The organism is Dactylosporangium sp. NPDC006015 (assembly GCF_040614215.1).
In the GTDB taxonomy this organism is placed as follows: Bacteria; Actinomycetota; Actinomycetes; order Mycobacteriales; family Micromonosporaceae; genus Dactylosporangium; species Dactylosporangium maewongense.
Genome location: NZ_JBEXUD010000027.1, coordinates 62,061 through 73,695, shown reverse-complemented (window position 1 = coordinate 73,695; position 11,635 = coordinate 62,061). Strand labels below are relative to the sequence as shown.

12 protein-coding genes are annotated in these 11,635 nt (G+C 72.0%); 3 read left to right on the top strand and 9 right to left on the bottom strand.

Going from position 1 to position 11,635, the window contains the following annotated elements:
• Positions 1-15 precede the first annotated feature (15 nt).
• Positions 16-975, top strand: a complete 960-nt coding sequence (locus tag ABZ321_RS36570) for a CehA/McbA family metallohydrolase (RefSeq protein WP_354900016.1) — start codon at positions 16-18, stop codon at positions 973-975.
• 18 nt (positions 976-993) lie between these two features.
• Here the strand turns inward: ABZ321_RS36570 and ABZ321_RS36565 are convergent, their stop codons facing one another.
• The 5 genes from ABZ321_RS36565 to ABZ321_RS36545 form a co-directional block, all read right to left on the bottom strand.
• Positions 994-1,293 carry a hypothetical protein gene (locus ABZ321_RS36565; protein WP_354900013.1) on the bottom strand — a complete coding sequence of 100 codons (300 nt, stop codon included), beginning with the start codon at positions 1,291-1,293 and terminating at the stop codon, positions 994-996.
• Positions 1,294-1,507: 214 nt separating this feature from the next.
• Complete coding sequence (locus tag ABZ321_RS36560; protein ID WP_354900159.1) at positions 1,508-2,776, bottom strand: barstar family protein; 1,269 nt, start codon at positions 2,774-2,776, stop codon at positions 1,508-1,510.
• A gap of 121 nt (positions 2,777-2,897) precedes the next feature.
• A complete protein-coding gene (locus tag ABZ321_RS36555; protein ID WP_354900010.1) occupies positions 2,898-3,899 on the bottom strand; it encodes a hypothetical protein in 1,002 nt (333 codons plus the stop codon).
• A gap of 34 nt (positions 3,900-3,933) precedes the next feature.
• Positions 3,934-4,500 (bottom strand): Uma2 family endonuclease, encoded by a 567-nt coding sequence (locus tag ABZ321_RS36550; RefSeq protein WP_344512789.1) that lies wholly within the window; start codon positions 4,498-4,500, stop codon positions 3,934-3,936.
• Positions 4,501-4,604: 104 nt separating this feature from the next.
• The gene (locus tag ABZ321_RS36545) at positions 4,605-5,183 is read right to left on the bottom strand and encodes a TetR/AcrR family transcriptional regulator (RefSeq protein WP_354900007.1); all 579 of its coding nucleotides are present in this window, start codon (positions 5,181-5,183) and stop codon (positions 4,605-4,607) included.
• Positions 5,184-5,278: 95 nt separating this feature from the next.
• Here ABZ321_RS36545 and ABZ321_RS36540 point away from each other — a divergent pair, with 95 nt between their 5' ends.
• Together ABZ321_RS36540 and ABZ321_RS36535 are read left to right on the top strand one after the other, a co-directional pair.
• A complete protein-coding gene (locus ABZ321_RS36540) occupies positions 5,279-6,298 on the top strand; it encodes an aldo/keto reductase (protein WP_354900004.1) in 1,020 nt (339 codons plus the stop codon).
• 54 nt (positions 6,299-6,352) lie between these two features.
• Positions 6,353-7,924 (top strand): bifunctional 3-(3-hydroxy-phenyl)propionate/3-hydroxycinnamic acid hydroxylase, encoded by a 1,572-nt coding sequence (locus ABZ321_RS36535; RefSeq protein WP_354900002.1) that lies wholly within the window; start codon positions 6,353-6,355, stop codon positions 7,922-7,924.
• Positions 7,925-8,015: 91 nt separating this feature from the next.
• Here ABZ321_RS36535 and ABZ321_RS36530 read toward each other — a convergent pair whose 3' ends face one another.
• The 4 genes from ABZ321_RS36530 to ABZ321_RS36515 form a co-directional block, all read right to left on the bottom strand.
• Entirely contained in the window at positions 8,016-8,435 is a 420-nt protein-coding gene (locus ABZ321_RS36530; protein ID WP_354899999.1) for a YjdF family protein, read from the bottom strand.
• Between the two features lie 668 nt (positions 8,436-9,103).
• Complete coding sequence (locus ABZ321_RS36525; protein WP_344514560.1) at positions 9,104-9,568, bottom strand: hypothetical protein; 465 nt, start codon at positions 9,566-9,568, stop codon at positions 9,104-9,106.
• A gap of 88 nt (positions 9,569-9,656) precedes the next feature.
• Positions 9,657-10,649, bottom strand: a complete 993-nt coding sequence (locus ABZ321_RS36520) for a hypothetical protein (RefSeq protein ID WP_354899996.1) — start codon at positions 10,647-10,649, stop codon at positions 9,657-9,659.
• Positions 10,650-10,723: 74 nt separating this feature from the next.
• Positions 10,724-11,554: a methyltransferase domain-containing protein gene (locus tag ABZ321_RS36515; protein ID WP_354899993.1), complete on the bottom strand. Its 831-nt coding sequence runs from the start codon at positions 11,552-11,554 to the stop codon at positions 10,724-10,726.
• Between the last annotated feature and the right edge of the window lie 81 nt (positions 11,555-11,635).

The window sequence follows — 11,635 nt, the reverse complement described above, 5'->3', positions numbered from 1 at the left end:
GGCTACGATGCCGGTATGGCCGGGGACCGGCACTGGTTCAGGGGTGACTGCCACGTGCATTCCCGGCGTTCGCATGGTGGGGAGCTCACGCCGGAGGAGATCGTCGGCGCCGCCCGGGCGGCCGGGCTCGACTTCATCGCCGTGACCGAACACAACCTGGACGCGGCCCGGGACCCGTGGTCGCGGCTCGCTGGCGACGGCCTGCTGGTCATCCCCGGTCAGGAGGTCGTCACCGAGACCGGGCACTGGCTGGCGCTCGGCCTGGCTCCCGGGCACGTCGCCGACTGGCGCTACGGCGTCCGCGACGACCTGATCGACCGGCCCGTCGCCGAGGTCCACCGGGCCGGCGGCCTGTGCGTCGTGGCGCACCCGCACGCCCCGTACCCGGCGGGCACCTTCATGTACCCGTTCGACGGCTTCGACGCGGTCGAGGTGTGGAACGGGCAGTGGAGCTCCGACCTGCCCTGGAACGCCGACAACGAGGCCGCCCTCGCGGAGTGGGGCCGCGGCCTGGCGATCGGCGTCCACCGCCGCCGCTGGACACCGGCGATCGGCAACAGCGACGTCCACCTGGCCGGCCAGATCGGCACCCCGCAGACCGTCGTCCACGCCGCGGACCTCACCCAGCACGCCGTGCTCGCCGCCCTGCGCGCGGGCCGCTGCTGGATCGCCGGGTCCGCCGCGATCCAGCTGACGCTGGTCGCCACCGCGGGTCCGTCCGAGGCCGGAATCGGCGAGCACCTGCCCGCCGCCGGCGGCGAACCCGTCACGGTGGAGGTCCACGTGAGCGGCGTGCCGTCGGGCACGGTCAGCCTCCACACCGACCGCGGCCGGTCCCACCAGGAGGCGCTGCCTCCCGCCGGCGCGGGCACCGCGACCTGGTCCACCACCGACCGGCCCACCTTCGTCCGCGTCGAGGTCCGCCATCCCACCGGCCACATGGCGGCACTCACCAACCCGGTCATCCTGACGTAGCAGCGCCGCGACGGGGCTTCAACCGGGTCCGGAACAGGTCGCCGGCGGGTCGCCCAGCGGACACTCCTCGTCGACGACGCGATCCCGCCACGCCTCGACGGTGCGCACCTCCGCGGGCGGCGCGAACCGGAGATCCCCGGTGTCGACGCTGCCGACCAGGTCGAACACGTCGTACAGCCCCACCGGCAGCCCCGCGTTCCGCGGCAACGGCACCGGGTCACCGACGACGACGGGAACGCCCTGCTCGACCGCCAGCCGCCGACACGTCTCGACCCGCTCCCGGAGCACCTCGTTCACGTCCACCGCGGACTCAGCCACCAGTCTCGCCGAACTCCGCCGCCGATGAGACACCTGTGATCGCAACGCTCCTCCGCCCCCGACCGACCAGCACCTTGACATCGACAACCGTGGAACCGGCCCGAACCGGCATGCCGGCCCTGTGGAGGACGGCTACGCGCCCGCGCCGTTGACTCCAGCCCCCCTCATCGGGTGGGACCGGGCGACGTCGCGGCTGTCGGCGTCGGCCTGCAGCTCACCGTAGGTCGATCTCAACCTGGTGCGTCGTGAGCATGTTCAGCAGATATTCCATGGTGACGGCAGGGCCCAGCCGGCGCCGGTCGTAGCCGGCGACGAGGTGCGCGCGGGCGACGGCGGAGTCGTGCCACACCAGGCGAAACGGTGTCTGCGCGCCGAACTTCCCGCACAGGCAGTCGTCGAGGGCGTCGAGGTTCCAGCCGAAGTATCCACCCGGGCCGTTGATCGCCTCACCGATCGCGCAGTAGAACCCGTCGATGTCGGTCACGAACCGGCCGTCGAGGTCGTATGTGGTGCCGGCCGGCCGGTCCGGCGTACCGGACGGGTGGGCGAGCGCCATGCCGGCCCAGTGATGGCGCAGCTCCCGGTCGTAGCCGGCCCACAGATTCTTCCCGGCGGGCCGTCCGGTGTGCCAATGCTCCAGGATGCTGAGGACGCCCGTCGGCAGCGGCTCCTGCGGATCGCTGTCGACCGTCACGTCGACGAGCCCGGCACCGAGCCGTGACGGCCCGCTCGCGGCGACCGTTCCGGACACCACGGCACCGATGATCTGGTCGGCCGAACCGTCGGCGGCGACCGCGTACACCTCGGCGCGGACGCGACGGCGACGCAGACCTGCCTTGGTCGACTGGCCGAGCGCACCGAGCGCGGTCAGCAGCAGAGGTTCCGGCCGGCAGCCGAGCAGCCGGATCTGCGGCACGGGTGGTGCGGCCTGATCGCGGAACACGCCGGTGACGTCCCGGCATGTGCCGTAGGGCTCCTCGTCCCGGCCCTGGACCACGAACTCGGTCACCTCGCCGGGACGCACCACGGCGTCCGTGCGGTCGTAGACATGGACGAAGCCGCTGAGATCGATGTCCACGGTTCCCGGCACGGCGAGGCTCGGCCGTTGCGCGAGCACGACGATGTCGCCGAGGTACTCCCCCCACCAGGGCGGCGACGTGCCCGGCGGTGGCAGCGGCACCGCTATGTGGACGTCGCCCAGCCAGGCCTGATCTGTGCCGAACGCCTCGGCGGGCAGCCGGTCGAGGAGGTCGGCAAGCGCGCCGCCCGGGGCGCAGCCGACGAGCGTGAACCCCTCCCGGGGCCGGGGCGGCAGATCCACGAACAGTCCGTCGATCTCCGCGCACAGCGCCAGCGGGATGTCGTCCTCGTAGATACCCTCGAAGCCGACGTCACCGAGGAGCAGCCAGCGCGGGTCGACCGGATGCTCCCACGTCCACCGCTGCCGCTCGGCCGGCAGGACCGCCTCGGGACCGGCGCCCATCGTCACACCGAGACCCTACCCCGCCGGAGACGCCACGACGGGGCGCACCGGTGGACGGTCGAGCACGGCCGGGCGCAGTCCGTACACAGGGTGGAACAACGCAATGACGGCCACCCTACGATCATGCACGCTTGCGATCAGCGTCGATGTCGGCGGCCGCACGCACGGCGGCCGCCCGCTGGCCCTGGGCGCGAAGAAGGCGCACCAGCAGGTGGAGGGCGGTCTTGTCGCCGTCCTCCGCGCGGCGGCGCAGTTCGCCGGCGCGGCCTTCCTCGAACAGGAGCCGGTCCAGCCGCCGCCGCGCGTGCACGTCGACGCCGGCCTGATCGGCCAGTTCGTCCAGCAGGCCGGCTCTCGCCAGAAGGTCCATGTGCCACAGGTGTGCGTTGTGCCGGTGGAAGTCCTGGCTGTAGCACTCGGCGAACTCGCTGACGACGGCGATCGCGGTGGTCCAGTCGCCGCGCGCTTCGGCCGCTTCCGCCGCGGCGTGATCGAACCACGTCTCCATCCGACCAGTCTCGCGCCCGGGCGGCGGAATCAGGGGGTGGGCTTCACGGGAATTCGTCATCCATGGGGCGACGTATCGGTGTTTGCGGGTCTGGTACGCCCGGAGGTTGCACACGGTCGCCGCGAGGCGCGGGTACCCGGGCCCGAACACGTACCGCGTGAAGAACGTCGGCAGGTCGGGCGCGAACTCGTCGACCTCGATCTCCTCCAGCCCGGCGCCGTCGATGCAGTAGAACCGGTAGCTGTCACCGTCGATGTAGTAGACGCTGCCGTCCGCGACGTCGAGGGAGAGGTCACCGATGACGATGACGTCGTCCTCGGTGTCACCGGTCACGACATACCCCTCACCGATCGCCGGCGGGCCGCCCAGCGGACACTCCTCGTCGACGACGCGATCCCACCACGCCTCGACGGTGCGCACCTCCGCGGGCGGCGCGAACCGCAGATCCCCGGTGTCGACGCTGCCGACCAGGTCGAACACGTCGTACAGCCCACCCGGCAGCCCCGGATTCCGCGGCAACGGCTCCGGCGCACCGATGACGACGGGAATGCCGTGCTCCACCGCCAGCCGCCGAAACGTCCCGACCCGCTCCCGCAGCACCTCGATCACATCCACCGCGGCCTCAGCCGACCGCCCAGGTGAGACAGAATCAGAATTCGCCAAGGTCGACTTCGACCAGGAAGGGCGCGGTCAGCTTGACGACGCCGGTGAAGATCTCGCTCTCGCGGTAGCGTGCGGTCGCCGGGTCAAGAACGTACGTGTAGAGGAGAGGCGCGCCAGTGGCGGCCTGCTCGACTCGCCAGTAGAACTGAATACCAGCCCTCGCGTACTGATCGGCCTTGACGATCCGATCGGTCGTCTCCGACCCGGGAGAGACCACCTCGACCACAAGAAGCACATGCTCGGGTCGGGTCGGAGTGACGTCGATGGTCTCCGCCCGGTAGACCGTCACGTCAGGACGACGGTTGTTCAGCGGCACGTCCTGAAGCCGGACGTCGAAGTCGGTGTCGGCGTTCCAATCCGGCCCCGCAGCGGCATCCAAGACATTCGCCAGTAGCCTGGCCAGGCGGTTGTGCCGCTTGGAGGCGCTCGGACCCGCGAGGACCATCCCATCCACGATCTCGATATCCGCGCATTGCTCCCTTGTCCAGGACGCGTATTGCTCGGCCGTGATCTGCTCATGCATCCAGGCCGGCGCGACAATCTCGGCCGTCATGCACACCTCCTGAACGACGATCGGTAGGCGACAAGCCGTTCCTCTCGGCTCGTCTGGGTCTGTTGTCCTGATTGTTCCACTGCCCCCGCCGCGGTCGTGCCGGTTCAGGCGGCGGGCGGTGGTGGGCGGAGGCCGGCGACGAGGAGCTGGGCCATGTGGCGGGCGTCGTAGCGGGGGTCGCGGCCGGCGCCGATGCAGAGGTTGCCAACGGCGTACATGAGGGCGAACGGCTCCACGTCGGGCCTTGCCTCGCCGGCGGTGACGGCCGCTGACAGCAGGGACGTGCAGACGGGCAGCAGGCGGTCGATGAAGTACGCGTGCAGCGTCTCGAACGTGGTGTCGTCGGACCGCAGGGCGGCGGCGAGGCCGTGCTTGGTGACGAGGAAGTCGACGAACAGGTCGATCCAGGCGGCCAGGGCGGCGTGCGGGGAGGCGGTGCCGGCGAGGAGGTCCGGGCCGGCGGAGGCGCACGCCTCGACCTGGTGGCGGTAGACGGCGACGATCAGGTCGGCGCGGGTCGGGAAGTGGCGGTAGATGGTGCCGACGCCGACGCCCGCCCGTGCGGCGATGTCGCGGACCGGGGCGTCGACGCCCGCCGCGACGAACGCCGCGGCCGCCGCGTCCAGCAGGGTCTGCTCGTTGCGCCGCGCGTCGGCGCGCTTCCGTGGTGCCTCGTGCGTCACTGCCCGCTCCAGGAACTTGGCAAACGGAACCGTGTTCCGTATCGTCGAGAGAGCGGAACGAGGTTCCGCTTATGGGGAAAGGATGCCAGACGGCCATGCAGTACCGCACTTTGGGCCGCACGGGTGTGCAGGTCAGCACGCTCGTGCTCGGCGCGATGAACTTCGGCAGCATCGGGCGCACCACGCAGGACGAGGCGACGGCCATCGTCGGCGCCGCCCTCGACGCCGGGATCAACATGATCGACACCGCCGACATGTACGGGCAGGGCGAGTCCGAGGAGATGGTCGGCCGGGCGATCGCCGGGCGGCGCGACGACATCGTCCTCGCGACGAAGGCGGTGATGCCGATGGGCGACGAGCGCAACCACCGCGGCGCGTCCCGCCGGTGGCTCGTCACCGAGCTCGACAACAGCCTGCGTCGCCTCGGGGTGGAGCACGTCGACCTGTACCAGATCCACCGTTGGGACCCGACGACCAGCGACGAGGAGACCCTGTCGGCGCTCACCGACCTCCAGCGCGCCGGGAAGATCCGCTACTTCGGGTCGTCGACGTTTCCGGCGTACCGCATCGTGCAGGCCGAATGGGCGGCGCGGCGGCACCACCTCGGCCGGTACGTGACCGAACAACCCAGCTATTCCATCCTGCAGCGGGGAATCGAGGCGCATGTGCTGCCCGTGACCCAGGAGTACGGTCTCGGCGTGCTCGCGTGGAGCCCGCTCGCGTCCGGATGGCTGTCGGGCGCGGTGCGGGAGGGCCGGGAGATCACCACCAGCCGGTCGGCGATCCTGCCGGAGCGCTTCGACCTCGGCACCACCTCCAACCGGGCCCGGCTCGAGGCCGTCGAGCGGCTGGCCAAGGTCGCCGAAGACGCGGGACTCACGCTAATCCAACTCGCGTTGGGTTTCGTGACCGCACACCCGGGCGTGACGAGCGCGATCATCGGGCCGCGCACGTTGCAGCACCTGGATTCCCAGTTGGCGGCGGCGGATGTGGTACTGCCGGCCGACGTCCTCGACGCCATCGACGCCATCGTCGCGCCGGGCGTGGACCTGGCGCCGCAGGAGAAGTTCGACACGCCACCGTCGCTGCTCGACGCCGCGCTGCGCCGCCGGTAGGGACCTCCACACGGGTTCCACACGGTTCCCACAGCGTGTTGGTGGACTGCCCGGATGGACACAGACGTCGTCGTGGTGGGCTGCGGGCCGGTCGGCGCGCTCACCGCCAACCTGCTCGGCATCCGCGGGGTGCGGACCGTCGTCGTCGAGCGCAGCACCGCCCCGCACGGGCAGCCGCGGGCGTTCTCCTGCGACGACGAGGCCCTGCGGATCTACCAGCAGGCGGGGCTGCGCGACGAGGTCGCCGCCGACATGTACCCGCCGCCGCTCGTCGAGTACGTCAGCGGCGACGGCCGGCCGTTCGCCACGATCGCGCTCGACGAGGTCGACTTCGGCCTGGGCAGCGAGCCGCTGCACTTCTTCGACCAGCCCCGGCTGGAGGCGTCGCTGCGCGGCGGCCTCGAACGGTTCGAGCACGTGTCGTTGCGGACCGGCGTCGAGCTGACCGGCCTCGACCAGGACGCCGACGGCGTCACGGTATTCCTACGCGCGTTGGATAACGGCGCCGTCAGCTCGCTCCGGGCGCGGTATGTGCTCGGCTGCGACGGCGCCCGCAGCGCAACCCGTGCGGCCGTTGGAATCGCGTTGAGCGGGACGTCGTACGCCGAGCCGTGGCTGGCGATCTCCGGCGACGTCGAGCCGGGCGGCGTCCGCCAGCCGACGACCAGGTTCGTCTGCGACTGGCGCCGCCCCGCGTTCGTCTCGCCCGGCGCGTTCGGCACGCACCGCCTCGAGTTCATGCTCCGCGCCACCGAGACGCCCGAGGAGATGACCCGGCCTGAGACGGTGGCGCGGCTGGCCGCCCCGTACGTCGACCCCGACCGCTTCACGGTGACCCGCGCCGTCGTGTACACCTTCCACCACCTCGCCGCGCGGCAGTGGCGGGCGGGCCGGGTCTTCCTGCTCGGCGACGCCGCCCACCAGATGCCACCGTTCCTCGGCCAGGGCCTGTGCAGCGGCCTCCGCGACGCCGCGAACCTCAGCTGGAAGCTCGCCATGGCCCTGGACGGCACCGCCGGCGACGACCTGCTCGACACGTACGAGGCCGAACGACGCCCCCACACCGCCCAGATGGCCGCCACGAGCGTCCGCCTCGGCCGCGTCTTCCTGGTCCGCAACCGCGTGCTCGCCTTCCTGCGCGACACCACCCTGCGGGCAGTCCAGGCGGTGCCCCGCGTACGCCGCCTCATCCGCCACTTCGAGTTCAAGCCCGCGCCGATCCTGGACAAGGGCGCGCTCGCCGGCGGCACCCGCCGCGGCCCCATCGGCACGATGTTCCCCCAGCCGCTGGTCCTGCCGGCCGGCGCCACCGACCCCGTCCGCCTCGACGACGTGCTCGGCACGGGCTTCGCGGTGATCGGCCCGTCCGTAACCGCCACAACCCGACGCCCCGGCCCGCCGGCAACCCTTATCCGCGTCCTACCACCCGGCACCACCCCCGCCGCGGCGGAAGCCCCCGCCGTATCGGATGGCCCAGCGGCGACGGATGGCCCAGCCGCGGCGGAAGGCGCGCTGACGGTGGTCGACGTCGACGGCGTCCTGACCGCCTGGTTCGCCAAGCACCGCGCCGAGGTAGCGGTCCTGCGCCCCGACCGCTTCGTCTACGCCACCACCCTCACCGCCTGACCAGCGGACCGCGGTACATCGTCCAAACCGGACACTGGTACACCCCCGACGACACCGACCGCGACGGCCGAGGTCGTCATCGGCCCGGCCGTCAGTGGCCGCGGTGGCGGTCGCGAGCCTTGGCGCGGCGGGCGTCGCGGCGGTGCTCGGCGTGTGCCTCCTTCGCCTCGCGGCCGCGCTGGGTGGAGGCCTGCTTGCGCAGCTCCAGCTCCTTGCGGACCGCCTCCTGGGCCGCGGTGCTCGGCCGCGCCGCCTGTGCCTCCCGGGCCGCGTCCCGGGCCAGCCGCTTCGGGCTGCGGGCCGGGGGCTGCGCCGGCTGCCCGGCCACCGCGGCGGACCGTCCGGCCCGGTCGAGCAGGGCACCGCCGTGCCGGAGCAGGAACTGGTACAGCTCGGCATCGGTCGGCTCGCCGCCGAAGACGTGCCGGGTCGCCCGTACACCCTCCGGGTCACGCACTTCGAGCACGGCAACCCAGAACGGGTTGTCGAAGAACACGGTCATCGTCGCCATCACGGTCTCCTGAGTGCAGGCAGCATGCGTCCTGCACCGGACAACCGGTCAGCGAACCGACCGGCAGGAGACGGATCGCCACCAAGCGGCGACGCCCCGACTACCAACGGGGCCGTGTTTTCGTGCGCCGCCGACGATACCCGCGTCGGGAGATGAGTGGTGGTCGCCGGCTGGTCTATCGCGGGCACGAGCGACTTCGCACCCGATCGTCACTGGCGTGGACGTGGTGAGCGTGGGCGAGGGCGCGGAAGCGCGGCGGGTGGACGGCTGAGGTGTGACATGGCGCGGAGGAGCTCGGAGCGTTCCTCCGGTTTCGTGCCGCGCAGGACGATGAGGACCAGGACAACGCGAGCCGTTGCCCAGATCGCCGCGCAGGCGACAGGGACGAGGAAAGCGAACGCGGGCAGCGCGCCCATTGCGGTACCTCCGGCAGACACGGCAGCTTGCGTTCGACGCTGGGCCGAACGTGAGCGTGCAGCTGATACCGGAGGTCTCTTCCGCCGTCCGCTACGCGTGGACGACCGACAGTGCCGGGTCGAAATCCGGGATGGGCTCCGACCGTGCTGACGACAGCTGCCGCGGGGGAGTACTCCCCTCCTGTTGTGTAGCGAGCATTGCACGTTCGGTAGCAGATCGCCAGATGCCACCGTCGTGGGCGGCGTACAAGATCATCCGACCTCCGCGAGGGCGGACCGCCGCGCGGAGTCGGCGACAGGCGCAGCGCCCTTGAGACGGTCCACCAACCAGATGGCGGCCGCCGGGGCGACGAACACGGTGGCGAACACGGCGACCGACGCCGCGACCAGGCCGACCCAGGCCATGGTCGAGAGCCCATTCACGTCACCGACCTCTTCGGAGAAGACGCCGATGGCGGGCAGCATCAGGAACAGCGCCCCGGCCGCCGCCGCGAGCCAGCGCCACCACCGCATCGTGAAGGTAGCCGCCAGCGCCGCCGGCGCCACCGCGACGACGTAGATGAGCGCGATGAAGAAGGTCCCCGACCAGCTGAACCCGGGCTCACCGCCGGTCGCGAGCGTCAGGAGCCGCATGAACCCGCGCGACAGCGCACCCAGGACGACACCGGCGCCGACCGCCCCAGCGACCGCGCTGGTCAGAACCTTGATTGCACGCATGGAGACGGAGTTTAGGCAGGCGAATGGGGCGTGGCCGCGCCTTGGTCATCTTTATGACCGGCGGACCGCTGCCGGCTTCCCGACGATGTCAGGTGGTCGAGCAGTAGGCGGTGGCGCGGGCGAAGCCGAGCTCGAACTGCTCGTCGGTCAGGGTGATCAGCTCCGGTCCCTGGCCGGTGGTCAGCTGGAACCGGTCGCGCAGGGCCCGGGCCCAGAGCTGCCGGACGGCGTCCAGGATCTGCTGCCGATCCCCGCCGGCGCCTTGGACCTCGATGTAATACGTTGCGCCGCGGGGGCGCACGCGCGTGTGGGCCATGAAGATCTCGGCGCCACCGGCCGCGCCGTGCAGCACACCGGCGCAGCCGACGACCGCGCGCAGGGGCAGCGGCCCGCCGCCGGTCGCGTCGGCGATGAGCTGCCCGGCCGCGACGTCGTCGGCGTCCAGCGGTAGCGCGGTCACCAGCGCCACCCTGACCGACGTCCGGCCGGCGGCGGCGCGGGGCGCGCGGCCGACGGGCTTGACCCGCACCGCCCCGGGAAGGTCCTCCTGCCGGGCCCACCGGAAGGCCGTCGTGAGGCCGGCCGGGTCCAGGTTCATCGCCTTGACGATCAGCCGATGCTGGAACTCGGCGAAGACCTTCGTCCCGGTGCCGAACTCCCCGCGCAGCGTGACACCGAGCCGATCCAGGTCCACGGAGCCCACTCCGAACGGTGCGAACACACCGGGATCGGCACCGCCGAAGCGGACTCCGGTCTCGCTGCCGTCGCCGGTGTACCGGCCGGCGAGCGCTGCCCGGTCGGAGACGTACTCGTGGATGCGGTCTCCGTCGCGGTAGACGGTGATGAGCACCGCGTCCGAGTCGACGACGACGTGGCTCACCACGGGCGTGCGCAGCCGCGCGCTGACCGACCGCGCCAAACCGTCGACGTCGGCGACGCCGTGCTCACCTTCGCGGGGCAGCACCGCCACCCGACCCGCCGCCGCGGGCACCACCCACGCGTCGGCGTCGAGGTCCGTCAGGGCGGACACCACCCCGGCGAACTCCCCGACCACCATCATCGTCTCGTAGCTGGTGCCCATGGCGTTCGTGCCTCCCGCGCTCGTGATCAGCCAGCGGAGGATACGCGCCGCACCAGGCTTCCGTGAGCCCGGTTCTACGGCTTCGTAGCGTGGGCGCCGATGAGGGACGGGGTCCAGACGACCGTGCCGTTGGTGACGGCGTCGGCGCGGAGGCGGTCGGCGAGGGTGTCGAGGTCGCCGGGGAGGTCGAGGCCGAGCTTCTGGATGAGCGGCGCGAGGGCTCGGGTGACGCCGGCCAGCCAGGCGTAGCCGCCGAAGCCGGGGCCGCCGCCGATCAGGGCCTCGTCGCGCATCGTGGGTTCGGGCAGGCCGGCGGCGGTGTACGCGGCGAACAGCTGGCGGCCCATGCGGACCTGCATGCCGGCGCGGCGGAAGGCTTCGGTGGTGAGCCGGCCGGTGTCGTTCCACAACGACGTCTCGGGCAGGGACCGCGCGGCGATCGCGGGGTCGAGGTCGAGCTCCTGGAAGGCGATGATGCCGCCGGAGCGGACCCGGGCGGCGACGGCTCGCAGCGCCGCGACGGGGTCGGCGCGGTACATCAGGACCAGGCGCCCGACGGCGGCGTCGAACCCGGTCCCGGCGTCGGCGGTGTCCAGGTCACCCTCGACGAATTCGATGTTGGACAGCCCGAGGGCCTCGGCCCGGCCCCGGGCGACCCGCAGCGCCGCCGCGTCGACGTCGACGCCGACGACCGTGCCCTGCGGTCCGACGATGCCGGCGGCGAGCAGCGCCACGTCGCCGGCGCCGCTGCCCACGTCGAGGACCCGCATGCCGGGGCGCAGGCCCGCGTCACGCAGCAGCCGTTCGGTGGTGCCGTGCAGGAACAGCGCCTGACGGCCGAGTCGTTCGTACTCCTCCTGCGACCGCTCCAGCGCGTACGCCGGGTCGCCTGTCGGGTTTCCCATCGCCCCAGGCTGGCTGCCCGGCGGGCGCCGCGCAGCCAGCATCAGGACAGCCGCGGGTTGAACCGCCGGGGCATCCCGTGC